Below are 22,932 nucleotides of genomic sequence, written 5' to 3' on the forward strand. Positions count from 1 at the left end.
ATTTCGGCGCATGAACGAACTCATGAAGATCCTTGGTCAGACGGGCCAGACCCAGTCTTTCGACCAGATCAAAATCCAGCTCGCTTCATCCGAGCAGATCCGCTCCTGGTCTTACGGCGAGATCAAGAAGCCGGAGACCATCAACTACCGTACGTTCAAGCCTGAGCGCGACGGCCTGTTCTGTGCGCGTATCTTTGGCCCGATCAAGGACTATGAGTGCCTGTGCGGCAAGTACAAGCGCATGAAGTTCCGCGGCATCGTGTGCGAGAAGTGCGGCGTGGAAGTCACGCTCGCCAAGGTTCGCCGCGAGCGTATGGGCCATATCGAACTGGCATCGCCGGTTGCGCATATCTGGTTCCTTAAGTCGCTGCCGAGCCGCATCGCGACGATGATCGATATCACGCTGAAGGACCTCGAAAAGGTTCTGTATTTCGAGAGCTACATCGTTCTCGAATCCGGCACGAGCCCGTTCAAGCGCTATTCGCTGCTGTCGGAAGACCAGTATTTCGACGCCATGGACGACTATGCCGATGAAGGCCTGGAAGTCGGTATCGGCGCCGAAGCGGTCAAGAAGATCCTGTGGAAGGCCCGTCTGCTTTCCACTGAAACCGATCGTCCGGGCCTGATCGACCGTGACGGTCGCGATCAGGACAAGTCTGACGGCGATCTGCTGCGTGAAGACCTGCGTGAAGCCACGTCGGAAGCCAAGCGCAAGAAGCTCGTCAAGCGCCTGAAGCTGTTCGAAGCCTTCGCCGAGAGCGGTTCACGCCCGGAATGGATGATTCTCGACCTCGTTCCGGTCATTCCGCCCGAGCTGCGCCCGCTTGTGCCGCTGGATGGCGGTCGTTTCGCGACGTCCGATCTGAACGATCTCTATCGCCGCGTGATCAACCGTAACAACCGACTGAAGCGCCTGATCGAGCTGCGTGCGCCGGACATCATCGTCCGCAACGAAAAGCGCATGCTTCAGGAAGCCGTTGACGCACTGTTCGATAACGGTCGTCGTGGCCGCGCCATTACGGGTGCCAACAAGCGTCCGCTGAAGTCGCTTTCCGACATGCTGAAAGGCAAGCAGGGCCGCTTCCGCCAGAACCTTCTCGGCAAGCGCGTCGACTATTCGGGCCGTTCGGTCATCGTGGTCGGACCCGAGCTGAAGCTGCACCAGTGCGGCCTGCCGAAGAAGATGGCGCTCGAGCTGTTCAAGCCCTTCATCTACAGCAAGCTGGAAAAATACGGTCACGCCACCACCATCAAGGCTGCAAAGCGCATGGTGGAGAAGGAGCGTCCGGAAGTCTGGGACATCCTTGAAGAGGTCATCCGCGAGCATCCCGTGATGCTGAACCGCGCCCCGACCCTTCACCGTCTTGGCATCCAGGCCTTCGAGCCCGTGCTGATTGAAGGCAAGGCGATCCAGCTGCACCCGCTGGTCTGTACTGCGTTCAACGCCGACTTTGACGGCGACCAGATGGCTGTTCACGTGCCGCTGTCGCTCGAAGCCCAGCTTGAAGCCCGCGTGCTGATGATGTCGACTAACAACATCCTCAGCCCCGCGAACGGCAAGCCGATCATCGTGCCGTCGCAGGATATCGTGCTTGGCCTGTACTATCTGAGCCTCGAGGTTCCCGAATATCACACGACGCCGGATCAGGCCGAGTATGATGCACAAGGGCGTCTGGTTAAGGCCGGTCCGTCTGCCTATGCGTCGGTGGCCGAGATCGAGCTCGCCATGAACGAGGGCACGCTCAAACTGCACGACAAGATCCGTCTGCGCATGGATACGCTGGATGCCGACGGCAAGCCCGTTCGGCAGACCATGCTGACCACGCCGGGCCGTGCGCTGATCGCGCAGATCCTGCCGCGCAATGCCGCCATCCCGTTCTCGCTGGTCAACAAGCAGCTGACCAAGAAGAACGTATCGGACGTGATTGACGCCGTGTACCGTCACTGCGGCCAGAAGGAAGCGGTCATTTTCTGCGACCGTCTCATGGGCCTCGGTTTCCGCCATGCCGCGCGCGCCGGTATCTCTTTCGGCAAGGATGACATGATCATCCCGGTCGAGAAGCAGGAACTGGTCGAGCGCACACAGGCCGAGATCAAGGAATTCGAGCAGCAGTATCAGGACGGTCTGATCACGGCTGGCGAGCGCTATAACAAGGTGGTCGATGCCTGGTCGCGTTGCACGGACGAAGTCCAGGCGGCGATGATGAAGGAGATTTCCCGCCAGGTTATCGGCAAGCCGACGAACTCGGTGTGGATGATGAGCCACTCCGGTGCGCGTGGGTCGCCAGCCCAGATGAAGCAGCTTGCCGGTATGCGTGGTCTGATGGCCAAGCCTTCGGGCGAGATCATCGAGCAGCCGATCATCGCGAACTTCAAGGAAGGCCTTTCGGTTCTCGATTACTTCACCTCCACCCACGGTGCCCGTAAGGGTCTCGCGGATACGGCGCTGAAGACGGCGAACTCGGGTTACCTCACGCGTCGTCTCGTCGACGTGGCGCAGGATTGCATCATCGTCGAGAACGATTGCGGCACCGAGCGTGGCCTGACGATCCGTGCGGTCATGGATAGTGGTGAGGTGATCTCCTCGCTTTCCGAGCGTATCCTGGGTCGTACCCTCACGGCTGACGTGACGGATCCGGTGAGCGGTGCGGTTCTCTTCCCGCGCAACACGCTGATCGAGGAAGCCGAGGCAGAGATCATCGAGAAGGCAGGCGTCGAAAGCGTGCTGATTCGCTCGGTGCTGACCTGTGACAGTCGCGTTGGTGTGTGTGGTCACTGCTATGGCCGCGACCTTGCACGCGGTACGCCGGTCAATATTGGTGAGGCCGTGGGCGTTATCGCTGCACAGTCCATCGGTGAGCCCGGCACGCAGCTGACCATGCGTACCTTCCATATTGGTGGTGCGGCTACGCGTGGTGCAGAGCAGTCGATGGTCGAGGCGTCGCGTGACGGCAAGGTGACCATCCGCAACCGCAACGTGGTCCAGAACAGCCAGAACGTCACCATCGTGATGTCGCGTAACTGCGAAATCCTGCTGACGGACGAGAAGGGTGTCGAGCGTGCACGCTACCGCGTGCCCTACGGTGCCCGTCTGATGGTCAATGAGGGCCAGGAAGTGACGCGCGGCCTGAAGATGGCCGAGTGGGACCCCTACACCCTGCCGATCATCACCGAGCAGGCCGGTACGGTCGAATATCTCGACCTGATCGACTCCATCACGCTCGTCGAGCGTATGGACGAAGTGACGGGCCTGACCTCGAAGGTGGTCGTTGACTACAAGCAGGGCAGCAAGGGTGTGGACCTGCGTCCGCGCCTGCAGCTCAAGGATGCGGCGGGCAATGTGGTCCGACTCGCGAACGGTAACGAGGCGCGCTACTTCCTGTCGCCCGACTCGCTGCTGTCGATCGAGAATGGCGCTACGGTCCATGCCGGTGACGTGCTGGCCCGTATCCCGCGTGAAGGTTCGAAGACCCGTGACATTACGGGTGGTCTGCCGCGCGTGGCCGAACTGTTTGAAGCCCGTCGCCCGAAGGATCACGCGATCATTGCGGAAACCGAAGGCCGGATCGAGATCGGCAAGGACTATAAGTCCAAGCGCTGCATCATCGTGAAGAACGACGAGACCGGGGAAGAGACCAACTACCTCATTCCCAAGGGCAAGCATGTGTCGGTGCAGGAAGGCGACTTCGTGCAGAAGGGCGATCCGCTGGTCGACGGTCCTCGCGTGCCGCATGACATTCTCAAGGTCATGGGTGTAGAGGCGTTGTCCGATTATCTCGTTAACGAGATCCAGGACGTCTATCGACTGCAGGGCGTGAAGATCAATGACAAGCACATCGAAGTCATTGTTCGTCAGATGCTGCAGAAGGTGGAAATCCTCGAGCCAGGCGATACGACGTATCTGATTGGCGAGACGGTGGATCGCATCGAGTTCGAGGTCGAGAACGAGAAGCGCGTCAAGATGGGTGAGGAACCTGCACGCGGCATGCCCATCCTGCAGGGCATCACGAAGGCCTCGTTGCAGACGCAGTCGTTCATCTCTGCAGCCTCCTTCCAGGAGACGACACGTGTGCTGACCGAAGCGGCGACAGCCGGCAAGGTCGACACACTGAACGGCCTGAAGGAGAACGTGATTGTCGGGCGTCTGATCCCGGCAGGTACGGGCAGCGTGATGAACAAGCTGCGCGCCATGGCGGCCTCTCAGGATCGTCAGCGTGTCAGCCGGGCAACTCCCGAGGTAACGGACGACGCAGCGGAGTAAGACCCCGCTCCAGTCCTGGAAAAACTAGTTTACGTTTGAGATCGGGCGGGGTAATACCCGCCCGATTTCGTATCCGGCGATTCGAGACGGGAATCGAACGAGAATCGGGCAGAACACTAGAGTATGCTTGACTTTCATTCAGAACGGTCATAGGGTCCGCGCCCTCGGCTACCCCCGTCTCCTAAGGCGTCTGAGCCGTTGATAGACAGCATCAAACGCTAACGGTGCCGCCGCCTTCGGGTGAGGCTCAGGCCGGTAGTGAAAGAGTCAAAAGCGGGCGGCATTCTGCCGCGCGCTGAATTTTGTTGGAAGCAAGCAGATCGGGCGTCGCTCGGTCTAGCAGTGAGCAAGGATCGGGAAGGGCGTATGCCGACCATCAACCAGTTGATCGCCAAGGGCCGTGAGCCTGCCGCCAAGCGGAATAAAGTGCCGGCCCTCCAGGGTTGCCCCCAGAAGCGCGGCGTTTGCACGCGCGTCTATACGGTTACCCCGAAAAAGCCGAACTCGGCCCTGCGTAAGGTGGCAAAGGTGCGCCTGACCAACGGGTATGAGGTCGTTAGCTACATTCCGGGTGAAGGCCATAACCTGCAGGAACACAGCGTCGTGCTGATCCGCGGCGGCCGTGTAAAAGATTTGCCGGGTGTGCGTTATCACATCCTGCGCGGCGTGCTTGACACGCAGGGCATCGCCAAGCGTCGTCAGCGCCGTTCGCTGTATGGCGCGAAGCGTCCGAAGTAAGAGGAAATTCAGGCATGAGTCGCCGTCATCGCGCTGTAAAGCGTGAGATCCTTCCCGATCCGAAATTCGGAGATGTCGTCATCACGCGTTTTATGAACGCCCTGATGTACGATGGTAAGAAGTCCACAGCCGAGGGTATCGTTTACGGTGCGCTTGAGTCCGTGCGTCGTCGTGGCGGTGCCACGGCCGACCCGGTCGCCATGTTCCATGCGGCTCTGGACAACGTGAAGCCGGCCGTAGAGGTTCGCTCCCGCCGCGTCGGCGGTGCGACCTATCAGGTCCCCGTCGAAGTCCGTGCCGAGCGCCGTCAGGCCCTCGCCATCCGCTGGCTGATCGACGCCTCGCGCAAGCGCGGTGAGAACACGATGCAGGAACGCCTTTCCAACGAGCTGATGGACGCGATCAACAATCGCGGCTCCGCCGTCAAGAAGCGCGAAGACACGCATCGCATGGCTGAAGCAAATAAAGCATTCAGCCACTATCGTTGGTAAGCTTAAAAGGCTAACCGGTTTTCCCGGGTGCCTCCTTCGGGGGTGCCTGGTACGAATTAGCAATCTTCCCCGCCGCACCTTCGGCGGTGGGTTATGGAGAGAATGATGGCTAAGGCTAAATTTGAGCGGACGAAGCCGCACTGCAACATCGGCACCATCGGTCACGTTGACCATGGCAAGACCTCACTGACGGCTGCAATCACGAAGACGCTCGCCAAGTCCGGCGGCGCGACCTTCCGTGCGTATGACCAGATCGACGCTGCTCCTGAAGAGCGCGCTCGCGGCATCACGATCTCCACCGCTCACGTTGAGTACGAGACCAAGAACCGTCACTACGCCCACGTCGACTGCCCGGGCCATGCTGACTACGTCAAGAACATGATCACGGGTGCCGCCCAGATGGACGGCGCGATCCTGGTTGTGTCCGCTGCTGACGGCCCGATGCCCCAGACGCGTGAGCACATCCTGCTCGCTCGCCAGGTTGGCGTTCCTGCGCTGGTCGTGTTCCTGAACAAGGTTGACCAGGTTGACGACGCCGAGCTCCTCGAGCTCGTCGAAATGGAAGTCCGTGAGCTTCTGTCGTCCTACCAGTTCCCCGGCGACGATATCCCCATCGTCAAGGGTTCGGCTCTGGTGACGCTTGAAGACGGCGACGCAGCAATCGGTGAAGACCGCGTGCTCGAACTGATGGAAGCCGTTGACACCTACATCCCGCAGCCGGAGCGTCCGGTTGATCGTCCGTTCCTGATGCCGATCGAAGACGTGTTCTCGATCTCGGGTCGTGGTACGGTTGTCACGGGTCGCGTTGAGCGCGGCGTTGTGAACGTGGGTGACGAAGTCGAAATCGTCGGCCTCAAGGACACCGTCAAGACGACCGTTACGGGCGTTGAGATGTTCCGCAAGCTGCTCGACCGCGGTGAAGCCGGTGACAACATCGGTGCGCTGGTTCGTGGCACAAAGCGTGAAGACGTTGAGCGCGGTCAGGTTCTTGCAAAGCCGGGTTCGATCACCCCGCACAAGAAGTTCAAGGCTGAGGCTTACATCCTCACGAAGGAAGAAGGCGGACGTCACACTCCGTTCTTTACAAACTACCGTCCGCAGTTCTATTTCCGCACGACCGACGTCACGGGCGTCGTTCAGCTGCCGGAAGGCACGGAAATGGTCATGCCGGGCGACAACGTTGCCATGGACGTCGAGCTTATTGCTCCGATCGCCATGGACGAAGGTCTCCGCTTCGCTATCCGTGAAGGCGGCCGCACCGTCGGTGCAGGCGTGGTCTCCTCGATCAGCGCCTGATTGTAAGCACGGGCCCTGAATTGGCTGGCCCCGGTCGGAGTAATCCGGCCGGGGTCGGCTTTAGAAGGGACCAGGAGGGAGCAGGGTAAGACCCGAACCCCAACGAGTTGGATTATTGGTAAGATGGACAACCAGAACATCCGCATTCGCCTAAAGGCGTACGATCACCGCGTGCTCGACAACAGCACGAAGGAAATCGTAAACACGGCGAAGCGTACGGGTGCGCGGGTTCGGGGTCCTATCCCGCTACCGACGCATATCGAGCGGTTCACCGTGAACCGTTCCCCACATGTGGACAAGAAAAGCCGCGAGCAGTTCGAAATTCGGACTCATCGCCGCCTGCTCGACATTGTTGAGCCGACACCGCAGACCGTGGACGCCCTCATGAAGCTCGACCTCGCCGCTGGCGTTGATGTCGAGATCAAACTTTAAGGTCCAGACGATGCGTACCGGATTGATCGCAAAAAAGCTGGGTATGACCCGGCTATTCAAGGAAGATGGCACACATGTGCCGGTCACAGTGCTGCATCTCGACGAGGTCGAGGTTGTGGACGCCCGCACGCAGGAGCGTGATGGCTACACGGCAGTGCAGATCGGCATGAGCAAGGCAAAGGTGAAGAACGTCACCAAGCCGATGCGTGGCCATTATGCTCGCACCAAGGTGGAGCCGAAGAAGACTCTTGTCGAGTTTCGCGTGGCAGAAGATGCCGTGCTTGAGGCTGGCACGAAGCTCTCTGCGGCCCATTTCGTCGTTGGCCAGAAGGTCGACGTCACCGGCACCAGCAAGGGCAAAGGCTTCGCCGGCGTCATGAAGCGCTGGAACTTCGCTGGTCTTGAAGCCTCCCACGGCGTGTCCATCAGCCATCGTTCGCATGGTTCGACGGGTCAGCGCCAGGATCCGGGCAAGGTCTTCAAGGGCAAGAAAATGGCCGGTCACATGGGTGACGAGCGCATCACGACGCTTAATCTCGAAGTGGCAGCCGTCGACGCCGAACGCAACCTGATCATGGTTCGTGGTTCGATTCCGGGTGCCAAGAATGGCCTGGTGATGATCCGCGATGCGATCAAGAAGGCCCGCCATGCAGATGCGCCGTACCCGGCAGCGACTGCGGCGGCCGCCGGTTAAGGACTGAGGGCGATGGAATACGATATCAAAACCCTCGATAATGGCAGCGCCGGAACGGTGACCCTGCCAGAGGAACTGTTCGGCGCGACCCCGCGCGCGGACATCATGGCACGCGTTGTTCACTGGCAGCTGGCCAAGCGCCGCGCCGGTACGCACCGCACCAAGGGCATGGGCGAGATTTCTGGCACGACCAAGAAGCCGTACCGCCAGAAGGGCACAGGCTCGGCACGTCAGGGCTCGCTGCGCGCACCGCAGTTCCGCACTGGTGGCGTCGTTCATGGTCCGGTCGTTCGCGACCACGGCTATGACCTGCCCAAGAAGGTGCGTCGCCTCGGCCTGATTTCTGCGCTGTCGCAGAAGGCTGCCGCTGGCAAGCTGATCGTTATCGACCAGGCTGCTGGTGTGACCAAAACCCGTGAAGCCGCTGCAAAGCTGGCTGCTCTCGGCTGGTCCTCCGCCCTGATCGTCGACGGTGCCGTTGATGTGGCTTTCGGTCGCGCTGTGCGCAACCTGCCCAAGATCGACGTGCTGCCCACGATCGGCGCCAACGTCTATGACATTCTGAACCACGATGTTCTCGTGCTGACGCGCGCAGGGCTCGAGGGTCTCAAGGAGCGCCTGGCATGACCACGGGCATCGTTCTTGCGCGCCGCACAAAGGCGCAGCGCATGACGCGTGAAGCGATGTTTGACATCGTTCGCGCGCCGCTCATCACCGAGAAGGCGACGGCCCTCTCCGAGCGTAACCAGGTTGTTTTCCGCGTGGCGATGACCGCCGCGAAGCCGGAAATCAAGGTTGCGATCGAGACGCTTTTCGGCGTCACGGTCGTCTCCGTGAACACGCTGGTGCAGAAGGGCAAGACCAAGATGGTCAAGGGCCGTCCTGGTCGCCGTTCGGACATCAAGAAGGCGTATGTCCAGCTTGCGGAAGGTCAGTCCATTGACCTCACCGCGAAGCTGGGCTGACGCGGGATAGGATACCATGGCACTCAAGCACTTTAATCCCACGACGCCGAGCACACGTGGCACGGTACTGATCGACCGCAGCGAGCTCTTCAAGGGCAAGCCGGTCAAGCAGCTGACCGAAGGCAAGAACAAGACGGGCGGCCGTAACAACCACGGTCGTACCACGTCGCGTTTCCGTGGCGGCGGGCACAAGCAGTCCTACCGCTATGTCGACTTCAAGCGTCGCAAGTTCGATGTGGCCGGCACGGTTGAGCGTCTGGAATATGACCCGAACCGCACCGCCTTCATTGCGCTGATCAAGTACGAAGACGGCGAGCTGGCCTACATCCTGGCACCGCAGCGCGTTAAGGTTGGCGATCAGGTGATCGCTGGCGAACGCACTGACGTGAAGCCGGGCAACGCCATGCCGCTGGGCTCCATGCCCGTCGGTACGATCGTGCACAACATCGAGCTGAAGCCCGGTGCAGGCGGCAAGATCGCCCGCTCGGCTGGCACGTACTGCCAGCTGGTCGGCAAGGATGCTGGCTACGCCCAGATCAAGCTGCAGTCCGGTGAGCTCCGTCTCGTCCGTGGCGAATGCATGGCTACGGTTGGCGCGGTTTCGAACCCCGACAACATGAACCAGCATCTCGGCAAGGCCGGTCGTAACCGTTGGCTCGGCCGTCGTCCGCATAACCGCGGCGTCGTCATGAACCCGGTCGACCATCCGCATGGTGGTGGTGAAGGTCGCACCTCTGGTGGCCGTCATCCGGTTACGCCGTGGGGCAAGCCGACCAAGGGCTACAAGACTCGTGTTAACAAGAAGACGGACAGCCTGATCATCCGTCGCCGCAAGACCGGCAAGTAAGAAGGGGGCAAACAGAGATGGCACGTTCCGTCTGGAAGGGCCCGTTCGTTGACGGGTACTTGTTCGGCAAGGCTGAAGCGTCGCGCGCTTCGGGTCGTAATGAGGTGATCAAGATCTGGTCGCGTCGTTCTACCATCCTGCCGCAGTTCGTCGGACTCACGTTCGGCGTTTATAATGGCCACAAGTTCCTGCCGGTGCAGGTGACGGAAAACATGGTCGGGCACAAGTTCGGTGAGTTCTCGCCGACACGCACGTTCCCCGGTCATGCTTCCGACAAGAAGTCGAAGCGGGGCTGATCATGAGCAAGCCGAAGCACATTCGCACACTCGCTGATACGGAAGCGCAGGCTGTTGCCCGCAACATCCGCGTCAGCCCGCGCAAGCTGAACCTGGTTGCGGCGATGATCCGCAACCAGCCGGCAGACAAGGCAATCGCAGCGCTGACGTTCTCGCGTCGCCGTATCGCTCAGCAGGTTCGCAAGACCCTGGAGAGCGCCGTGGCCAATGCAGAGAACAATCATCAGCTCGATGTCGATCAGCTCGTGGTCAAGACCGCAGAAGTTGGCAAGTCGATCGTCATGAAGCGTTTCCACGCTCGTGGCCGTGGTCGTTCCTCGCGCATCGAGAAGTTCTTCAGCCACCTGAAGATCGTCGTTGCCGAGCGCGCTGCAGACGAAGCGCCTGCGCCGAAGGGCAAGGGCAAGGACGCAGCAGAGCAGAAGGCAGCCTGATATGGGACACAAAGTCAATCCGATCGGGCTCCGGCTCGGCGTAAACCGCACCTGGGATAGCCGCTGGTACGCCGGCAACGACTATTCCCGTCTGCTGCATGAAGACCTGATGCTGCGCGCTTACCTGCGTCGCAAGCTGTCGGGTGCAGGCGTTTCCCGCGTTGTGATCGAGCGTCCGGCCAAGAAGCCGCGCGTCACGATCTATGCAGCGCGTCCGGGCGTCGTCATCGGCAAGAAGGGTCAGGACATCGACGCTCTGCGCAAGGATCTGAGCCGCCTGGCAAAGACCGACGTGGCGCTGAACATCGTCGAGATCCGCAAGCCCGAAATCGACGCAACCCTGGTTGCCGAGAACATTGCACAGCAGCTGGAGCGCCGCGTGGCCTTCCGTCGTGCGATGAAGCGTGCGGTTCAGTCTGCCATGCGTCTTGGCGCGCAGGGTATCCGAATCAACTGCTCCGGCCGTCTCGGTGGTGCGGAAATCGCCCGTATCGAGTGGTATCGCGAAGGTCGCGTGCCACTTCACACGTTGCGCGCCGACATCGATTACGGTATCGCCACTGCCAAGACGACCTATGGTACGTGCGGTGTGAAAGTCTGGATCTTCAAGGGTGAAATCCTTGCCCATGATCCGATGGCTCAGGACCGTCGTGCAGCGGAACAAGCGCCGCAGCGCTGAGCAGTAGATTATGACAAGCGCCGCGAGGCGCATGAGGATACGACACCATGCTTTCCCCGAAGCGGACTAAGTTTCGCAAGGCCCACAAGGGCCGCATTCATGGGTTGGCCAAGGGCGGAACGACGTTGAATTTCGGCGCGTTCGGCCTTAAGGCTCTTGAACCCGAACGTATCACCGCACGCCAGATCGAGGCGTCGCGTCGCGCGATCACTCGTGCGATGAAGCGTGCCGGTCGCGTGTGGATCCGGATTTTCCCGGATCTGCCGGTTTCCACGAAGCCTGCCGAAGTCCGCATGGGCTCCGGCAAGGGCTCGCCCGAGTTCTGGGTGGCCCGCGTGAAGCCCGGCCGCGTGCTGTTTGAAATCGAAGGCGTGCCGCCCGAAGTGGCACGTGAGGCCCTGGCTCTTGGCGCAGCGAAGCTGCCGATCAAGACCAAGTTCATCACCCGTATCGGGGAGGCATAAGAATGGCTGACGCTTACAAGGTAGCCGATCTTCGCGCCAAGTCCCCTGATGAACTGCAGGCCCTTCTTCTGGACCTGAAGCGTGAGCAGCTGAACCTCCGGTTCCAGGCTGCCACGGGCCAGTCAGAGGGAGTCGGACGCGTTCGCGTTCTCCGTCGTGCGATTGCTCGCATCAAGACGGTGGCGCATCAATCGAAGAACAAGGCGGGCGCAAAAACGTCCGCCGCAGAGTCCTGAGAGGAGACGGACGATGCCAAGGCGCGTCCTGACAGGGCGAGTGACGAGCGACAAGATGGACAAGACGGTTACCGTTCTTGTTGATCGTCGTATCATGCACCCGCTCTATAAGAAGTTCATTCGTCGTTCCAAGAAGTACGCGGCGCATGACGAGCTGAACGAGTGCAAGATCGGAGACACGGTGCGCATCGAAGAATGCGCTCCGATTTCCAAGCGCAAGACCTGGACGGTGATTACCCGCAACGGTGCGGCCCTTGAGGCAGCAGCGGCGGCACCGGCTCAGGCGTCAGCGTAAGAGGGGACTGAGAAATGATCCATCCCGAGACCAATCTGGACGTCGCCGATAATTCCGGCGCACGTCAGGTGCAGTGCATCAAGGTGCTGGGCGGCTCCAAGCGGAAAACCGCCTCGGTCGGCGACGTGATCGTCGTGTCCGTCAAGGAAGCGATTCCCCGCGGCAAGGTGAAGAAGGGTGACGTGCATCAGGCCGTCATCGTTCGCACGTCCTACCCCGTTCGTCGTGCTGACGGCAGCGCCATCCGTTTCGACAAGAATGCGGCTGTGCTGATCAACAAGTCGATGGAACCGATCGGCACGCGTATCTTTGGCCCGGTGGTTCGTGAGCTGCGTGCGCGCAAGTTCATGAAGATCATCTCCCTGGCTCCGGAGGTGCTATAATGGCTGCTCGTATCAAGAAGGGTGACCAGGTTCTGGTCCTCTCCGGCTCGTCGCGCGGCACGCGTGGCGAAGTCCTGGCCGTTCTGCCGAAGGTCGAAAAGGCCATCGTGCGTGGCGTTGCCGTGGCTAAGCGTCACCAGAAGCCGACCCGCATGAACCAGGAAGGCGGTATCATCGCCAAGGAAATGCCGGTTCATCTGTCCAACCTGAAGCTCGTCGATCCGAAGAGCGGCAAGCCGACTCGCGTCGGGTTCCGTCAGCTTGAGGATGGACGCAAGGTCCGTGTCGCCAAGGTGACCGGCGAAGTGATCGAAGGCTAAGGGGGCGACAATGAGCGAGACCATTACCCGCATCCAGCCGCGCCTGCAACAGCGTTACAATGACGTTCTCCGTGACAAGCTGCGTGAGCAGTTTGGCTACAAGAACGCCATGCAGGTTCCCAAGCTGGAAAAGATCGTGCTGAACATGGGCGTTGGCGAAGCCGCCGGCGACCAGAAGAAGCTCGATGCCGCCGTTGCCGAAATGGCAGCCATCTCCGGTCAGAAGCCCGTCAAGACGGTTGCCCGCAAGGCAATCGCAGGCTTCAAGATCCGTGAAGGCCTGCCGATCGGCTGCAAGGTGACCCTGCGTCGCGCACGCATGTACGAATTCCTCGATCGTCTCGTGACGATCGCGATGCCGCGCATTCGTGACTTCCGCGGTCTGCCCCCCAACAAGGGCTTTGACGGTCGTGGCAATTTCGCCATGGGCATCAAGGAGCAGATCGTGTTCCCGGAAATCGACTACGACAAGATCGACTCCGTACGCGGCATGGACATCATCTTCGTCACCACGGCGAAGAGCGATGAAGAGGCAAAAGCGCTGCTCAAGGCGTTCGATCTGCCCTTCACTGCCTGATTTATCGGGTTGAGCCGGGTTTTTTCCTTTTCAAAGGAAGCTCGGCTCCCTATATACACACGCTGTTTGGAAAACCGTTGGGATTGGCCCGACAGGTTCCGGGAGAAGATTTAGCATGGCAAAAATCTCCGCCGTGAACCGCAACGCCAAGCGCGCCTACATGGCGACGCGCGATAAGGCGAAGCGGACCGCGTTGAAAGATATCATCAAGGACCGGAGCCTTCCGGTAGAGGAGCGTTTCGACGCAACCCTGAAGCTGGCAGAAATGCCGCGCAACGGGTCGCGCGTTCGTTTCCGTCTGCGCTGCAAGGTTTCGGGACGTCCCCGCGCGAACTATCGCAAGTTCGAGCTGAGCCGTATCGCCCTGCGCGACCTGGCCTCCACCGGCCAGATCCCCGGTATGGTCAAGTCGAGCTGGTAAGGTAGAAGCGAATGTCCCTGTCCGATCCGTTGGGTGATATGCTCACCCGCATTCGCAATGCCCAGCGTGCACGTCACGCGGCTTGCATCGCGCCGGCTTCCAAGCTGCGTGCGAACGTTCTGGAAGCGCTGCGTCGCGAAGGTTATATCCGTGGCTACACCACGGAAGAGCTGCGCGCCGGCGTCTCCCAGCTGCGCATCGAGCTGAAATATGCAGACGGCCAGCCCGTGATCAAGGAAATCCACCGCGTGTCCAAGCCGGGCCGTCGCGTGTATTCCAAGATCAAGGAACTGCCGCGCGTGTATGCCGGTCTCGGCGTGTCGATCCTGTCCACCCCGCGCGGTATCCTTTCGGATATCGAGGCTCGCGCCGCGAATGTCGGTGGCGAAGTCCTCTGCCGCGTCTTCTGAGGAGGATCACATGTCACGAGTAGGCAAGTATCCGGTCGTCATTCCTGCTGGCGTGGACGTGTCCATTGCTGATGGGTCCCTGACTGCCAAGGGCAAGCGCGGTTCGCTGAGCATGCCTCTGACCCGCTTCGTTCAGGCGAAGGTGGAAGACGGCAAGGTTTCGATCCTTCCGGTGGGTAACCGTTCGCGTGAGACCTGGACGATGTGGGGCACAACCCGCGCCATCGTCGCCAACCTGGTCAAGGGCGTTTCCGAAGGTTTCAGCAAGACGCTCGAAATCACCGGTACGGGTTTCCGCGCCAGCGTGCAGGGTTCGAACCTGGTGATGAACCTGGGTTATTCCCACGACGTCGTCTATCCGATCCCCGCCGACGTGAAGATCACCACGCCTCGTCCCACGGCCATCACGGTCGAAGGAAACGACAAGCAGCGTGTTGGTCAGGTTGCGCTCGACATCCGTAACTTCCGCAAGCCGGAACCCTATAAGGGCAAGGGCGTGCGTTACGAGACCGAAGTTCTCCGTCGTAAGGAAGGCAAGAAGAAATAATGGCTACGCAGCATGGATTGCAGGAACGGCGCCGTCAGCGGCTTCGCTTCCAGCTTCGCCGCAAGAGCGGTGGCCGGCCGCGTCTGTCGGTCTTCCGTTCTGGCAAGAACATCTACGCACAGGTGATCGACGACGCCCAGGGTGTTACCCTCGCCAGCGCTTCCACCCTCGAGAAGACTCTTCGCGAGTCTGGCAAGACGGGTGCAAATGTCGATGCGGCTTCGGTTGTCGGCAAGCTGGTTGCAGAGCGCGCTCTGGCCGCTGGCGTGACGGCGGTCGTGTTCGATCGCGGTGCGTATCTCTATCATGGTCGCGTCAAGGCGCTGGCCGAAGCTGCCCGCGAGGGCGGCCTTTCGTTCTAAGGAAGGATCACACATGGCACGTGAGCCAAGAGAAGGCGGCCGTGGTGGTCGCGAGCGGGAACGCGAAGGCGACGATCTGGTCGACAAGCTGGTAACGATCAACCGCGTGGCCAAGGTGGTCAAGGGTGGACGTCGCTTCGCTTTTGCTGCCCTGGTTGTCGTTGGTGACCAGAAGGGTCGCGTCGGGTACGGTGCGGGCAAGGCCCGTGAAGTGCCGGAAGCAATCCGCAAGGCCACCGAGCGCGCCAAGCGCACGATGATCCGCGTTCCGATGAAGGAAGGCCGCACGCTGCATCACGATTCCTACGGGCATTTCGGTGCTGGCAAGGTCGTGGTTCGTGCAGCTGAAGCCGGTACCGGCATCATCGCAGGCGGCCCGATGCGCGCCGTTTTCGAATCGCTGGGCGTGAATGACGTTGTTGCGAAGTCCCTCGGGACCCGTAACCCGCATAACATGGTCAAGGCGACCTTTGCCGCTCTCGAGCGTTGCAGCAGCCCCCGCGCTGTCGCAAGCCGCCGTGGCAAGAAGGCCTCTGAGCTGTTCGCAAAGCGTGATGCATCGTCTGACGAGGCAGTGGAGGCGACCAATGGCTGAGAACAAGACTGTTCGCGTCAAGCAGATCGCTTCGGCTATCGGGCGCAAGCCCGGCCAGGCTGAGACCCTCGTGGGTCTGGGCCTGCGCGGCATCGGCAGTGTTCGTGAACTGGAGGATACGCCTTCGGTTCGCGGCATGATCCGCAAGGTTGCCCACCTCATTCAGGTGGAGGGTTGATATGAACCTTAATGAACTGCGCGATAACGCCGGTGCGCGTTACCGCAAGAAGCGTCTGGGCCGTGGCATCGGCTCGGGCAAAGGCAAGACCTCCGGTCGCGGCGTCAAGGGTCAGAAGGCCCGTGAAGGCGTTTCGCTGAACGGCTTCGAGGGTGGTCAGCTTCCGCTGTATCGTCGTATGCCGAAGCGCGGGTTCAAGAACATCTTCCGCAAGGAATTTGCTCCTGTGAACCTGGGCGCGATCGACCGTGCACTGGCTGATGGCAAGCTTCAGGCAGACGCGACGATCACGGAAGAGGCTCTGCGCGCCGCTGGTCTGGTGGGCACTGGCAAGTATGCCGGTATCCGTCTACTGGCAAAGGGCGAGCTGACCCGGGCCGTGACCGTTGAAGTTTCCGGCGCTTCGGCAACCGCGATTGCGGCTGTCGAGAAGGCTGGTGGCTCTGTCAAGGTTGCCGCCAAGGCTGAAGCTCCGGCAGAAGCCTGATCGCCCGAAACGCTCATCGCGCACCTTTTCGTGCGCGACGAACGACGGTAATCCTGAACAGCGTCCCGCGCCTGCGGCGACGCTGTTTTTGTTGAAAGGACCGGTGGATGGCCTCCGCAGCCGAGCAGCTTGCCGCCAATCTCAATCTGAGTTCGTTCTCCAAGGCGACCGAGCTCAAAAAGCGCATCTGGTTCACCCTGGGCGCGCTCATCATCTATCGTCTGGGAACCTACATCCCGGTTCCCGGCGTCGATGCGACCGTGATGGGTCAGCTCCTGAACCAGAATCAGGGCGGCATCATCGGCATGTTCGATATGTTCACCGGTGGTGCGCTTGGGCGTATGACTGTGTTCGCCCTGAACATCATGCCTTACATCAGCGCGTCGATCATCGTGCAGTTGCTTTCCACGGCGCTGCCTTCGCTTGAGGCACTCAAGAAAGAGGGTGATCAGGGCCGCAAGAAGCTCAACGCCTACACGCGTTACCTGACTGTGCTGATCGCCCTGTTCCAGGCCTATGGCATCGCCATGGGGCTCGAGCACATGACCAGCAAGACCGGTGCCCTGGCTGTCGTGGCGCCTGGCCCGTTCTTCATCCTGTCCTGCGTGGTGACCCTCGTGGGCGGAACCATGTTCCTGATGTGGCTGGGTGAGCAGATCACGTCGCGTGGCGTCGGTAATGGCATCTCGCTGATTATCTTTGCTGGTATTGTCGCCAACCTGCCTCACGCGCTCGCCAGCCTGTTCCAGCTTGGCTACACGGGCGCGCTCTCGCCGTTCTTCGTGTTGCTGTTCCTGGTGCTTGCCGGGGCGACCATTGCGTTCATCGTGTTCATGGAGCAGGCGCAGCGCCGGGTCGTCATCCAGTATCCCAAGCGTCAGGTCGGCAGCCGCATGTTTGGCGGCGATTCCTCGCACATGCCGCTCAAGGTCAATACGGCAGGCGTGATCCCGCCCATCTTCGCCTCCTCTGTTCTATTGATCCCTGTGACAATTGCAGGCTTCATGAACGGCAAGGGGCTTCCGGGCTGGCTCAATACACTTGGTCAGGAACTGGGGCAGGGGCAGCCGCTCTACATGCTGTTCTACGCAGCGATGATCCTGTTCTTCTCGTATTTCTACGCAGCGGTCACCTTCAACCCTGAAGAGACTGCCGAGAATCTGCGCAAGCAGGGTGGCTTCGTGCCAGGTATTCGACCCGGCTCGAACACGGCGCGTTATTTCGACCGTATCCTCTCGCGCCTGACGACCATCGGTGCGCTCTACCTCGTTGCGGTCTGCTTGCTGCCTCAAATTCTGATCAGCCGCTACAACGTGCCTTTCTACTTCGGTGGCACGAGCCTGATCATCATCGTGTCAGTCACGATCGACACCATGACGCAGGTACAGTCGCATCTGGTCGCTCATCGCTATCAGGGCCTTATCCGCAAGCAGCGTGGTCGCGGAAACGGCAAGGCTGAGGCTGGCAGGGGAGTGCGCCGTCGATGAACATCATCCTTCTTGGCCCGCCTGGTGCGGGCAAGGGAACGCAGGCCCAGCGTCTCGAGCAGGAATACGGACTGAAGCAGATCTCGACGGGCGATATGTTGCGCGCCGAGATGGCCGCAGGAACGCCGTTGGGTCTCAATGTGAAGTCGATCGTCGAGTCCGGGCAGTTCGTACCGGACCCGGTGATGATCGACCTGATCAAAAGCCGCACCTTGCAGGCCGATTGCGCGAATGGGTTCATCCTCGATGGATTCCCGCGCACGGAGAGCCAGGCAGAGGCGCTGGACGCGATGCTGGCCTCGCGCGATATGAAGATCGATGCGGTGCTGCTGCTTGAGGTCGATGCCGAGCAGATCGTGGCTCGTCTGGCCGAACGACGTGCGCCGGATGGCTCACGACGTGCCGATGATGAACCTGACACGGTCCGTCGTCGTATACAGGTCTATCGTGACCAGACGGCGCCTATTCTGCCCTATTATGAGAATGCGGGGCGTCTGCGTCGCATTGATGGTATGCAGAATGTCGAGACGGTGCATCAGGCTATCGTCGCGGCTCTTGGGCTTACAAAATAAGTCGGATAGGGTCGATCACGCAAAAGTGAACGGTTTTATTTGACTCAAGGGGGGTGCTCGATATATTGCGCGCCCTCGACACAGGTGCTGTCAGTCGCGTTAATCGTCGCCCGTGAGGCGTTCGATTCTTTGGCGGATTGAACAGTTTCGATTGAACTGGCCCATGACATGGGTCGAAGCAGAAAGAGAGCCTGACCTTCCGGTCAGGCAGGGAGTGAGTGGCGTGGCGCGTATTGCCGGCGTAAATATTCCGACGAACAAGCGGGTAGTCATTGCCCTGAGCTACATCTACGGCATTGGTCCGTCGACGGCGAAGGCAATCTGCTCGAAGCTCGAAGTACCTGAAGCGAAGCGCGTCAACGAGCTGAGCGACGATGAGATCGTGAAGATCCGCGAACTGATTGACGGCGATTACCGCGTCGAGGGTGACCTCCGCCGCGAAACCGCGATGAACATCAAGCGTCTGATGGACCTTGGTTGCTACCGTGGTCTGCGTCACCGTCGTGGTCTGCCGGTGCGCGGCCAGCGTACGCACACGAATGCCCGTACCCGCAAGGGCAAGGCCGTGGCGATTGCCGGTAAGAAGAAAGCGACGCGCTAATTCGCGCATCTTAGGCGGATCGTGGCGAGTGGCGGCCCTCAGGCTGTCCTCTGCCCTTCGCTCATTGCCAAGTTTGACAGGACGACCTCATCATGGCCAAGGCCGCAACTCCGCGTATCCGTAAGAAGGAGCGCAAGAACATCATCTCCGGTGTCGCGCACGTTCTTTCGACGTTCAACAACACCATGATCACCATCTCCGACGCCCAGGGCAATTCGATTGCATGGTCTTCGGCTGGCGCGCAGGGCTTCAAGGGCTCGCGTAAGTCCACGCCGTATGCCGCACAGGTTGCCGCTGAAGACGCAGGCCGCAAGGCACGCGACCACGGCATGGAGACGCTGGAAATCGAAGTTTCGGGTCCGGGTTCGGGCCGTGAGAGCGCCCTGCGTGCCCTTCAGGCCGTCGGGTTCTCCATCACGTCGATCCGCGACATGACCCCGGTGCCGCATAACGGCTGCCGTCCGCGCAAGCGTCGTCGCGTCTGATTGGCTCCGGCCCCTTCGGGGGCCGGTTGTCTGTCACCACCCGTCCGTAGGTGGTTTCTCTCTAGGGAGAGGCCACCGGCACGTTCTGACCGCGCTCCGGCGCGGTTGATGTTCCGTTGGTCCCCAGCGGGACAAGTTGTTTGAAAGGCCACGACATTGGTCCTCCAGAAGAACTGGCAGTCCCTTATCAAGCCGGAAAAGCTGGAAGTCGCGCCCGGCTCCGTGCCCACGCAGACAGCCACGGTGATTGCCGAGCCGCTGGAGCGTGGTTTTGGCATGACGCTCGGCAACGCGATCCGTCGCGTGCTGCTCTCCTCGCTGCAGGGTGCTGCCGTCACCGCGATCCAGATCGACGGCGTGCTGCATGAGTTCTCGTCCGTGCCGGGCGTCCGTGAGGACGTGACGGACATCGTGCTGAACATCAAGCAGCTTGCCCTGCGCATGCACGGCGAAGGCCCCAAGCGCATGGTGCTGACGGCTACGGGCCCCGGCGAAGTGCGTGCAGGCCAGATCCAGGCCGGTCATGACATCGAAATCATGAACCCCGACCTGGTCATCTGCACGCTCGATGACGGCGTTAAGTTGGGCATGGAATTCACCGTGAACATGGGCAAGGGCTATGTTCCGGCTGCTGCCAACCGTCCGGAAGACGCGCCGATCGGGCTTATCCCCATCGATGCGATCTATTCCCCGGTGCGCAAGGTGTCGTACAAGGTTGAGCCGACCCGCGTGGGTCAGGTCACCGACTATGACAAGCTGCTGCTCACGGTCGAGACGAATGGCGCGGTTACCCCGGAAGACAGCCTGGCTCTGGCCGCCCGCATCCTGCAGGACCAGCTCCAGCTCTTCATCAACTTCGACGAGCCGCGTCCGGTGCGTCAGGAAGAGCCGCGTGACGATCTGCCGTTCAACCGCAACCTGCTTCGCAAGGTTGACGAGCTCGAGCTGTCGGTGCGTAGCGCCAACTGCCTGAAGAACGACAACATCGTCTATATCGGCGATCTGGTTCAGAAGTCTGAGCAGGAAATGCTGCGTACGCCGAATTTCGGTCGTAAGTCGCTGAATGAAATCAAGGAAGTCCTGACTTCCATGGGTCTGTCGCTGGGCATGAATGTTCCGGCCTGGCCTCCCGAGAACATTGAGGATCTGGCAAAGCGTCTCGACGAGACGTTCTGAGCCCTATCCGGTAGAAAGCAGAGTAAGGAAACCCGATCATGCGTCATGGTGTTGCTGGGCGTAAGCTCAACGTAACCTCGACCCACCGCGCAGCCATGTTCCGCAACATGGCCGTGGCTATCATCAAGCACGAGCAGATCACGACGACGCTGCCCAAGGCGAAGGAAATTCGCCCGATCGTCGAGAAGCTGATCACCCTCGGCAAGCGTGGCACGCTGCACGCTCGTCGCCAGGCTTTTGCGCAGCTGCGCGACGAGACCATCGTCACCAAGCTGTTCTCGACCATTGCAGAGCGCTATCAGGGCCGTTCGGGTGGCTACACCCGCGTCCTGAAGGCCGGCGTCCGCTACGGCGACAACGCTGACATGGCCGTTGTCGAGATGGTTGACCGTGATGTTGACGCCAAGGGCAAGGATAGCGGCCCGGTGTTCAACCAGTCCGGTGAAGAGCCGATGGCTGCCTGATCCCAGAGGATCGACACGTTGATGAGGAGGCCGGGCAGGAAACTGCCCGGCCTTTTTCATTTGGACTTACAAAATTCTGTCCAATCGTTTAAACAACCTCCCAACGCGTAAACACATCAATCCTACCTCGAAGAGCAGGATTTTTGATCAGTTTCGATACCGATCCTTCCTTTCACGGGGTCGGGGGGCCAGTTTCGATATTCTACATGAATATCCGGACGTTTTCTCGCGTTGGCGAGATCTGGCTTCTTTCACGGTCCGAGCACTCTCGTAGGACCAGTCACCACGCATCCCATGCCGATCCGGGCAATGAGGCCCGGTACGCTCGCGCTGCGTGTAGATACAGGAGAGCTTCTTTGTCTGAGGCAAGCACCACCCAGAGACGCGGGATCGCAGAGATCCTCGGTATTCCACGCCCTCTCTTTTTCGGCTTCGTCGGTCTGCTTTTGTTCATGATCGGTGACGGTGTCGAGGCGGGATACCTTGATACATTCATGCTCCATAACGGGCATACCCAGGGCGACGTGAACCTTCTGTTCACGACCTACGGTATCACGGTCATGATCTCGGCCTGGTTTTCCGGGCCGCTGTCAGACCTTTATGGTCCAAAGCGTGTGATGTGGATCGGATTGATCCTTTGGTCCGTGCTTGAGGTTGGGCTTCTTGCTCTGGGTCTTGGCCCGAACAACTTCACAATGACGCTCGTCTTCTACACGCTGCGCGGCTTCGCGTATCCGCTCTTCGCCTACGGGTTCCTCGTCTGGATTGCGGCGGCGACACCGGCTACGATGCTGGGCTCGGCGGCTGGCTGGTTCTGGTTTTCCTTCTCGGCCGGTCTGCCGACGCTCGGCTCGCAGTTTGCCCGTTACGCCATCCCCGCAATTGGCGAGCTGGCCACGTTCTGGTGCTCGCTTGGTCTCGTGATCCTTGGCGGTCTGGTGGCGTTGCTCTTTACCCATGAACCGACCGGGAAGAAGCGTCTGCTGCCCGACCATGTGAGCACGCGTGACATTTTCTTCGGGTCGATCAGCATCATGTGGCGCGAGCCCAAGACACTGATCGCTGGTATCGTGCGCACCATCGACACGTCGTCGGAATACGCGTTCCTCGCGATCATGCCGGCGTTCTTCATCGATCACCTTGGTTTCACCCAAGGCCAGTGGCTGAACCTGTTGTCGCTGATCTTCCTCAGCAATATCCTGTTCAATCTCGTCTCGGGCATGTTGGCCGATGCACTCGGACACCGCTTCATCGTCTCGGTGTTCGGCGGCATTGGTGGCTTTGTCTCGATCCCGCTCTTTTATTATATCCCGGTCTGGTATCCTGGTAACTTCGCCGCTGCTGCGGCTGTTGGCATTTTCTACGGCGCGACCGTCGCTGCCTTCGTGCCGCTCTCCGGCCTGATGCCGCAGATCTGCCCCAAGGAGAAGGCGGCCGCGCTGTCGATCCTTGGTCTGGGTGCCGGTGCGAGCACCTGGGTTGGCCCGGCCATTGCCGGCATCTGCGAGAGCGTGTTCGGTTTTGGCATGGAAGGGATCATCTGGGCCTTTGCCCTGATCTATCTGGCAGCCGCCGGTATGACGATCACGCTTCGTATCTCGGACGAGGCGCGTCGTTATACGCAGGAAGCGCTTGCCCGTGGTGAGAACATGACGGCCGTCGGACACTAAAGGTTCACATCCTCCTTTACAGACTTGGCGAGGCGCCGTTGACATCTGTCGACGGCGCCTTTTCTCTTT

At 60.4% G+C, this 22,932-nt stretch carries 32 protein-coding genes; all 32 read left to right on the forward strand.

The annotated features are described in order from the left end of the window. Window positions 1-10 precede the first annotated feature (10 nt). Window positions 11-4,261 (forward strand): DNA-directed RNA polymerase subunit beta', encoded by a 4,251-nt coding sequence (rpoC, locus tag ED655_RS04590; protein WP_023979008.1) that lies wholly within the window; start codon window positions 11-13, stop codon window positions 4,259-4,261. 366 nt (window positions 4,262-4,627) lie between these two features. Then, window positions 4,628-4,999, forward strand: coding sequence for a 30S ribosomal protein S12 (gene rpsL / locus ED655_RS04595; protein ID WP_023979007.1), 372 nt, complete (start codon window positions 4,628-4,630; stop codon window positions 4,997-4,999). 14 nt (window positions 5,000-5,013) lie between these two features. After that, a complete protein-coding gene (gene rpsG, locus ED655_RS04600) occupies window positions 5,014-5,490 on the forward strand; it encodes a 30S ribosomal protein S7 (protein ID WP_023979006.1) in 477 nt (158 codons plus the stop codon). A 105-nt stretch (window positions 5,491-5,595) separates the two neighbouring features. Next, window positions 5,596-6,786, forward strand: a complete 1,191-nt coding sequence (gene tuf, locus ED655_RS04605) for an elongation factor Tu (RefSeq protein WP_023979005.1) — start codon at window positions 5,596-5,598, stop codon at window positions 6,784-6,786. A 123-nt stretch (window positions 6,787-6,909) separates the two neighbouring features. Continuing rightward, window positions 6,910-7,218, forward strand: a complete 309-nt coding sequence (gene rpsJ / locus ED655_RS04610) for a 30S ribosomal protein S10 (RefSeq protein WP_007282720.1) — start codon at window positions 6,910-6,912, stop codon at window positions 7,216-7,218. A gap of 10 nt (window positions 7,219-7,228) precedes the next feature. Beyond that, complete coding sequence (rplC, locus tag ED655_RS04615) at window positions 7,229-7,912, forward strand: 50S ribosomal protein L3 (RefSeq protein WP_023979004.1); 684 nt, start codon at window positions 7,229-7,231, stop codon at window positions 7,910-7,912. 12 nt (window positions 7,913-7,924) lie between these two features. Continuing rightward, the gene (gene rplD, locus ED655_RS04620) at window positions 7,925-8,539 is read left to right on the forward strand and encodes a 50S ribosomal protein L4 (RefSeq protein ID WP_023979003.1); all 615 of its coding nucleotides are present in this window, start codon (window positions 7,925-7,927) and stop codon (window positions 8,537-8,539) included. A gap of 41 nt (window positions 8,540-8,580) precedes the next feature. After that, window positions 8,581-8,877 carry a 50S ribosomal protein L23 gene (locus ED655_RS04625; RefSeq protein ID WP_205835989.1) on the forward strand — a complete coding sequence of 99 codons (297 nt, stop codon included), beginning with the start codon at window positions 8,581-8,583 and terminating at the stop codon, window positions 8,875-8,877. 16 nt (window positions 8,878-8,893) lie between these two features. Next, the gene (rplB, locus tag ED655_RS04630; RefSeq protein ID WP_023979001.1) at window positions 8,894-9,724 is read left to right on the forward strand and encodes a 50S ribosomal protein L2; all 831 of its coding nucleotides are present in this window, start codon (window positions 8,894-8,896) and stop codon (window positions 9,722-9,724) included. 17 nt (window positions 9,725-9,741) lie between these two features. After that, the gene (rpsS, locus tag ED655_RS04635; RefSeq protein WP_023979000.1) at window positions 9,742-10,020 is read left to right on the forward strand and encodes a 30S ribosomal protein S19; all 279 of its coding nucleotides are present in this window, start codon (window positions 9,742-9,744) and stop codon (window positions 10,018-10,020) included. A gap of 2 nt (window positions 10,021-10,022) precedes the next feature. Beyond that, window positions 10,023-10,454: a 50S ribosomal protein L22 gene (gene rplV, locus ED655_RS04640; RefSeq protein ID WP_023978999.1), complete on the forward strand. Its 432-nt coding sequence runs from the start codon at window positions 10,023-10,025 to the stop codon at window positions 10,452-10,454. 1 nt (window position 10,455) lies between these two features. Further along, window positions 10,456-11,133, forward strand: coding sequence for a 30S ribosomal protein S3 (rpsC, locus tag ED655_RS04645; protein ID WP_023978998.1), 678 nt, complete (start codon window positions 10,456-10,458; stop codon window positions 11,131-11,133). Between the two features lie 47 nt (window positions 11,134-11,180). Continuing rightward, the gene (gene rplP, locus ED655_RS04650) at window positions 11,181-11,597 is read left to right on the forward strand and encodes a 50S ribosomal protein L16 (protein ID WP_023978997.1); all 417 of its coding nucleotides are present in this window, start codon (window positions 11,181-11,183) and stop codon (window positions 11,595-11,597) included. Between the two features lie 2 nt (window positions 11,598-11,599). After that, window positions 11,600-11,833, forward strand: coding sequence for a 50S ribosomal protein L29 (gene rpmC, locus ED655_RS04655; RefSeq protein WP_023978996.1), 234 nt, complete (start codon window positions 11,600-11,602; stop codon window positions 11,831-11,833). 13 nt (window positions 11,834-11,846) lie between these two features. Further along, on the forward strand, window positions 11,847-12,128 hold the full coding sequence (gene rpsQ / locus ED655_RS04660) for a 30S ribosomal protein S17 (protein ID WP_023978995.1): 282 nt from the start codon (window positions 11,847-11,849) through the stop codon (window positions 12,126-12,128). 14 nt (window positions 12,129-12,142) lie between these two features. Next, complete coding sequence (gene rplN / locus ED655_RS04665; RefSeq protein ID WP_023978994.1) at window positions 12,143-12,511, forward strand: 50S ribosomal protein L14; 369 nt, start codon at window positions 12,143-12,145, stop codon at window positions 12,509-12,511. Then, window positions 12,511-12,831 (forward strand): 50S ribosomal protein L24, encoded by a 321-nt coding sequence (gene rplX / locus ED655_RS04670; RefSeq protein ID WP_025840917.1) that lies wholly within the window; start codon window positions 12,511-12,513, stop codon window positions 12,829-12,831. Before rplN ends, rplX begins: the two co-directional genes overlap by 1 nt. 10 nt (window positions 12,832-12,841) lie before the next feature. Then, complete coding sequence (gene rplE / locus ED655_RS04675) at window positions 12,842-13,408, forward strand: 50S ribosomal protein L5 (RefSeq protein WP_023978992.1); 567 nt, start codon at window positions 12,842-12,844, stop codon at window positions 13,406-13,408. 115 nt (window positions 13,409-13,523) lie between these two features. Then, window positions 13,524-13,829 (forward strand): 30S ribosomal protein S14, encoded by a 306-nt coding sequence (rpsN, locus tag ED655_RS04680; protein WP_023978991.1) that lies wholly within the window; start codon window positions 13,524-13,526, stop codon window positions 13,827-13,829. Between the two features lie 11 nt (window positions 13,830-13,840). Next, window positions 13,841-14,239, forward strand: coding sequence for a 30S ribosomal protein S8 (rpsH, locus tag ED655_RS04685; protein WP_023978990.1), 399 nt, complete (start codon window positions 13,841-13,843; stop codon window positions 14,237-14,239). Window positions 14,240-14,249: 10 nt separating this feature from the next. Continuing rightward, window positions 14,250-14,786 (forward strand): 50S ribosomal protein L6, encoded by a 537-nt coding sequence (gene rplF, locus ED655_RS04690; RefSeq protein WP_023978989.1) that lies wholly within the window; start codon window positions 14,250-14,252, stop codon window positions 14,784-14,786. Further along, window positions 14,786-15,148, forward strand: coding sequence for a 50S ribosomal protein L18 (rplR, locus tag ED655_RS04695; protein ID WP_023978988.1), 363 nt, complete (start codon window positions 14,786-14,788; stop codon window positions 15,146-15,148). The genes rplF and rplR overlap by 1 nt, the downstream gene beginning before the upstream one ends. A 13-nt stretch (window positions 15,149-15,161) precedes the next feature. Then, window positions 15,162-15,743, forward strand: coding sequence for a 30S ribosomal protein S5 (gene rpsE / locus ED655_RS04700; RefSeq protein ID WP_023978987.1), 582 nt, complete (start codon window positions 15,162-15,164; stop codon window positions 15,741-15,743). Continuing rightward, a complete protein-coding gene (gene rpmD, locus ED655_RS04705) occupies window positions 15,736-15,921 on the forward strand; it encodes a 50S ribosomal protein L30 (protein WP_023978986.1) in 186 nt (61 codons plus the stop codon). Before rpsE ends, rpmD begins: the two co-directional genes overlap by 8 nt. Before the next feature lies 1 nt (window position 15,922). After that, window positions 15,923-16,408 (forward strand): 50S ribosomal protein L15, encoded by a 486-nt coding sequence (gene rplO / locus ED655_RS04710; protein WP_023978985.1) that lies wholly within the window; start codon window positions 15,923-15,925, stop codon window positions 16,406-16,408. 107 nt (window positions 16,409-16,515) lie between these two features. After that, window positions 16,516-17,895 carry a preprotein translocase subunit SecY gene (gene secY / locus ED655_RS04715; RefSeq protein ID WP_023978984.1) on the forward strand — a complete coding sequence of 460 codons (1,380 nt, stop codon included), beginning with the start codon at window positions 16,516-16,518 and terminating at the stop codon, window positions 17,893-17,895. Then, window positions 17,892-18,467 (forward strand): adenylate kinase, encoded by a 576-nt coding sequence (locus ED655_RS04720; RefSeq protein WP_023978983.1) that lies wholly within the window; start codon window positions 17,892-17,894, stop codon window positions 18,465-18,467. Before secY ends, ED655_RS04720 begins: the two co-directional genes overlap by 4 nt. Before the next feature lie 223 nt (window positions 18,468-18,690). Beyond that, window positions 18,691-19,068, forward strand: a complete 378-nt coding sequence (rpsM, locus tag ED655_RS04725) for a 30S ribosomal protein S13 (RefSeq protein WP_023978982.1) — start codon at window positions 18,691-18,693, stop codon at window positions 19,066-19,068. A gap of 92 nt (window positions 19,069-19,160) precedes the next feature. Beyond that, a complete protein-coding gene (gene rpsK / locus ED655_RS04730; RefSeq protein WP_023978981.1) occupies window positions 19,161-19,553 on the forward strand; it encodes a 30S ribosomal protein S11 in 393 nt (130 codons plus the stop codon). Window positions 19,554-19,709: 156 nt separating this feature from the next. Then, window positions 19,710-20,729, forward strand: a complete 1,020-nt coding sequence (locus tag ED655_RS04735; protein ID WP_023978980.1) for a DNA-directed RNA polymerase subunit alpha — start codon at window positions 19,710-19,712, stop codon at window positions 20,727-20,729. A 38-nt stretch (window positions 20,730-20,767) separates the two neighbouring features. Further along, on the forward strand, window positions 20,768-21,193 hold the full coding sequence (gene rplQ, locus ED655_RS04740; RefSeq protein WP_062164123.1) for a 50S ribosomal protein L17: 426 nt from the start codon (window positions 20,768-20,770) through the stop codon (window positions 21,191-21,193). Between the two features lie 356 nt (window positions 21,194-21,549). After that, entirely contained in the window at window positions 21,550-22,863 is a 1,314-nt protein-coding gene (locus ED655_RS04745) for an MFS transporter (RefSeq protein ID WP_122049170.1), read from the forward strand. Window positions 22,864-22,932: the final 69 nt, after the last annotated feature.

Origin of the sequence: Asaia bogorensis, assembly GCF_900465345.1 — a bacterium.
Taxonomy (GTDB): Bacteria; Pseudomonadota; Alphaproteobacteria; order Acetobacterales; family Acetobacteraceae; genus Asaia; species Asaia bogorensis_A.

What these genes read in the sequence shown, in the direction of transcription:
- rplR (WP_023978988.1), top strand. Translation starts at nt 14,786, where the DNA reads ATGGCTACGCAGCATGGATTGCAGGAACGGCGCCGTCAGCGGCTTCGC.
- rpsJ (WP_007282720.1), top strand. Translation starts at nt 6,910, where the DNA reads ATGGACAACCAGAACATCCGCATTCGCCTAAAGGCGTACGATCACCGC.
- rpsE (WP_023978987.1), top strand. Translation starts at nt 15,162, where the DNA reads ATGGCACGTGAGCCAAGAGAAGGCGGCCGTGGTGGTCGCGAGCGGGAA.
- rpsC (WP_023978998.1), top strand. Translation starts at nt 10,456, where the DNA reads ATGGGACACAAAGTCAATCCGATCGGGCTCCGGCTCGGCGTAAACCGC.
- rplP (WP_023978997.1), top strand. Translation starts at nt 11,181, where the DNA reads ATGCTTTCCCCGAAGCGGACTAAGTTTCGCAAGGCCCACAAGGGCCGC.
- rpoC (WP_023979008.1), top strand. Translation starts at nt 11, where the DNA reads ATGAACGAACTCATGAAGATCCTTGGTCAGACGGGCCAGACCCAGTCT.
- rpsL (WP_023979007.1), top strand. Translation starts at nt 4,628, where the DNA reads ATGCCGACCATCAACCAGTTGATCGCCAAGGGCCGTGAGCCTGCCGCC.
- tuf (WP_023979005.1), top strand. Translation starts at nt 5,596, where the DNA reads ATGGCTAAGGCTAAATTTGAGCGGACGAAGCCGCACTGCAACATCGGC.
- rplO (WP_023978985.1), top strand. Translation starts at nt 15,923, where the DNA reads ATGAACCTTAATGAACTGCGCGATAACGCCGGTGCGCGTTACCGCAAG.
- rpsK (WP_023978981.1), top strand. Translation starts at nt 19,161, where the DNA reads ATGGCCAAGGCCGCAACTCCGCGTATCCGTAAGAAGGAGCGCAAGAAC.
- rpsQ (WP_023978995.1), top strand. Translation starts at nt 11,847, where the DNA reads ATGCCAAGGCGCGTCCTGACAGGGCGAGTGACGAGCGACAAGATGGAC.
- rplF (WP_023978989.1), top strand. Translation starts at nt 14,250, where the DNA reads ATGTCACGAGTAGGCAAGTATCCGGTCGTCATTCCTGCTGGCGTGGAC.
- rpmD (WP_023978986.1), top strand. Translation starts at nt 15,736, where the DNA reads ATGGCTGAGAACAAGACTGTTCGCGTCAAGCAGATCGCTTCGGCTATC.
- rpsH (WP_023978990.1), top strand. Translation starts at nt 13,841, where the DNA reads ATGTCCCTGTCCGATCCGTTGGGTGATATGCTCACCCGCATTCGCAAT.
- rplC (WP_023979004.1), top strand. Translation starts at nt 7,229, where the DNA reads ATGCGTACCGGATTGATCGCAAAAAAGCTGGGTATGACCCGGCTATTC.
- rpsN (WP_023978991.1), top strand. Translation starts at nt 13,524, where the DNA reads ATGGCAAAAATCTCCGCCGTGAACCGCAACGCCAAGCGCGCCTACATG.
- rplV (WP_023978999.1), top strand. Translation starts at nt 10,023, where the DNA reads ATGAGCAAGCCGAAGCACATTCGCACACTCGCTGATACGGAAGCGCAG.
- rpsG (WP_023979006.1), top strand. Translation starts at nt 5,014, where the DNA reads ATGAGTCGCCGTCATCGCGCTGTAAAGCGTGAGATCCTTCCCGATCCG.
- rplB (WP_023979001.1), top strand. Translation starts at nt 8,894, where the DNA reads ATGGCACTCAAGCACTTTAATCCCACGACGCCGAGCACACGTGGCACG.
- rplD (WP_023979003.1), top strand. Translation starts at nt 7,925, where the DNA reads ATGGAATACGATATCAAAACCCTCGATAATGGCAGCGCCGGAACGGTG.
- rplN (WP_023978994.1), top strand. Translation starts at nt 12,143, where the DNA reads ATGATCCATCCCGAGACCAATCTGGACGTCGCCGATAATTCCGGCGCA.
- rplX (WP_025840917.1), top strand. Translation starts at nt 12,511, where the DNA reads ATGGCTGCTCGTATCAAGAAGGGTGACCAGGTTCTGGTCCTCTCCGGC.
- ED655_RS04625 (WP_205835989.1), top strand. Translation starts at nt 8,581, where the DNA reads ATGACGCGTGAAGCGATGTTTGACATCGTTCGCGCGCCGCTCATCACC.
- rpmC (WP_023978996.1), top strand. Translation starts at nt 11,600, where the DNA reads ATGGCTGACGCTTACAAGGTAGCCGATCTTCGCGCCAAGTCCCCTGAT.
- rplE (WP_023978992.1), top strand. Translation starts at nt 12,842, where the DNA reads ATGAGCGAGACCATTACCCGCATCCAGCCGCGCCTGCAACAGCGTTAC.
- rpsS (WP_023979000.1), top strand. Translation starts at nt 9,742, where the DNA reads ATGGCACGTTCCGTCTGGAAGGGCCCGTTCGTTGACGGGTACTTGTTC.
- rplQ (WP_062164123.1), top strand. Translation starts at nt 20,768, where the DNA reads ATGCGTCATGGTGTTGCTGGGCGTAAGCTCAACGTAACCTCGACCCAC.
- ED655_RS04720 (WP_023978983.1), top strand. Translation starts at nt 17,892, where the DNA reads ATGAACATCATCCTTCTTGGCCCGCCTGGTGCGGGCAAGGGAACGCAG.
- secY (WP_023978984.1), top strand. Translation starts at nt 16,516, where the DNA reads ATGGCCTCCGCAGCCGAGCAGCTTGCCGCCAATCTCAATCTGAGTTCG.